Annotated in this window: 3 protein-coding genes; 2 read left to right on the top strand and 1 reads right to left on the bottom strand. The window is 43.0% G+C overall.

Annotation, left to right across the window (positions count from 1 at the left end; translation table 11 throughout):
* Window positions 1-143: 143 nt before the first annotated feature.
* Window positions 144-1070, bottom strand: coding sequence for an aldo/keto reductase (locus tag I2484_RS20980; RefSeq protein WP_207152989.1), 927 nt, complete (start codon window positions 1068-1070; stop codon window positions 144-146).
* A 117-nt stretch (window positions 1071-1187) separates the two neighbouring features.
* Here I2484_RS20980 and I2484_RS20975 point away from each other — a divergent pair, with 117 nt between their 5' ends.
* Together I2484_RS20975 and I2484_RS20970 are read left to right on the top strand one after the other, a co-directional pair.
* On the top strand, window positions 1188-1331 hold the full coding sequence (locus I2484_RS20975; RefSeq protein WP_207152988.1) for a hypothetical protein: 144 nt from the start codon (window positions 1188-1190) through the stop codon (window positions 1329-1331).
* Between the two features lie 26 nt (window positions 1332-1357).
* On the top strand, window positions 1358-1632 hold a 275-nt coding region (locus I2484_RS20970; RefSeq protein WP_207152987.1), incomplete at its 3' end, for a hypothetical protein.

Below are 1632 nucleotides of genomic sequence, written 5' to 3'. Positions count from 1 at the left end.
GGAATGGACATATGATCGCTTGCCATGGGATATGATCGGTGGAATGGACATATGATCGCTTGCCATGGGATATGATCGGTTCAAACCAGAAAAACCTCCTGACCGATAATCCGGTCAGGAGGTTTTAATTGATAATGGTGTTGTTACGGGACGATATTTCCAGCAGCTTTATAAATGTCGTACCATTCTTTTCTTGTTAACGTAATAGCTGTGCTCTTACATGCGTCTTTTAATCGCTGAGGATTCGTTGTTCCGAGTACAACTTGGATGTTAGCTGGATGACGGCTAATCCAGGCGGTTGCGATTGCCGTGTTTGTTACGTCATAATTGGAAGCAATTTCGTCAATCACTTTATTCAACTCTAAAAAATTCTCTAAATCGCCAAGGAATGGGCCCGCGAAGAACCCATTTTGAAATGGCGACCATGCTTGTAGCGTGATATCATTCAAACGACTGTATTCTAGTATACTGCTATCACGATTGATGGCTTGATCTATATTCATATTTAACGCAATTCCCGCGTCAATCAGCGGTGTATGTGCAATACTAAACTGAATTTGGTTGACTACTAATTTATGTGGTGTGTATTTTTGCAGCAGTTCAATCTGTGCGGGGTTATGGTTCGACACCCCAAAGTGTTTTACTTTTCCGCTGCTATGCAACTTTTCAAATGCCTCGGCTACTTCAGCGGGCTCCATTAGTGGATCTGGACGGTGAAGGAGTAACAGGTCCAAGTAATCCGTGTTTAAACGCTTTAAAATACCGTCAACTGAGTCGAGGATATGTTCTTTGGAAAAATCAAAGTAGTTTTCTTGGCCTTTGATGCCACACTTACTTTGCAAAATCATTTTTTCACGGATGCTTGGATTCATTTGAATCGCCTCGGCAAATAATTCTTCACAACGCCCTTGACCATAAATATCTGCATGATCAAAGAAGTTAATCCCTTCATCAAGTGCTGTACGGATTAACTGCTCTATTTCTGTTAATGAAAGCTGTGTCAAACGCATATTCCCCATTATGATGTTGGATACGTTTAGATCCGTGTGTTTAATTTGTGTATATTTCATAAAAAAAGCCTCCCTTACCTATAGTCATATTATTTAGAATACCTCACAATCTAGGTAAAAGGACAATTTGAAGCTTAGATTGAATGCTTTGCGAGAATGGTTGGAGGCTTCGTGGGATTGGTTGTACGCTCGCAGCAATTCGTTGGACGCTTTTCTGAGTTGGTTGGACACCCCGAAGGTTTGGTTGGACACTCCTTCGTTGGTTGGACACTTCTCAAAATTGGTTGGACACCCGCGGCATTTCGTTGGACGCTTTTTTGAGTTGGTTGGACACTCCGAAGGTTTCGTTGGACACTTTTCAAAATTGGTTGGACACTCGCGGCATTTGGTTGGATGCTTTTCTAAGTTGGTTGGACACCCCGAAGATTTGGTTGGACACCCCTTCGTTCGTTGGACACTTCTCAAAACTGGTTGGACACTCGCGGCATTTCGTTGGAGGCTTTTCTGAGTTGGTTGGACACCCCGAAGGTTTGGTTGGAAACTCCGAAGGTTTTGTTGGACACTCCTTCGTTGGTTGGACACTTCTCAAAATTGGTTGGACACCCGCGGCATTTCGTTGGAC

Source organism: Sporosarcina sp. E16_8 (genome assembly GCF_017347095.1).
In the GTDB taxonomy this organism is placed as follows: Bacteria; Bacillota; Bacilli; order Bacillales_A; family Planococcaceae; genus Sporosarcina.
The sequence above is the reverse complement of the archived record's forward strand: the minus strand, read 5'-3'. Positions and strand labels throughout refer to the sequence as shown.

Coding starts and splice junctions, on each gene's coding strand:
- I2484_RS20980 (WP_207152989.1), bottom strand. CDS start 1,070: ATGAAATATACACAAATTAAACACACGGATCTAAACGTATCCAACATC.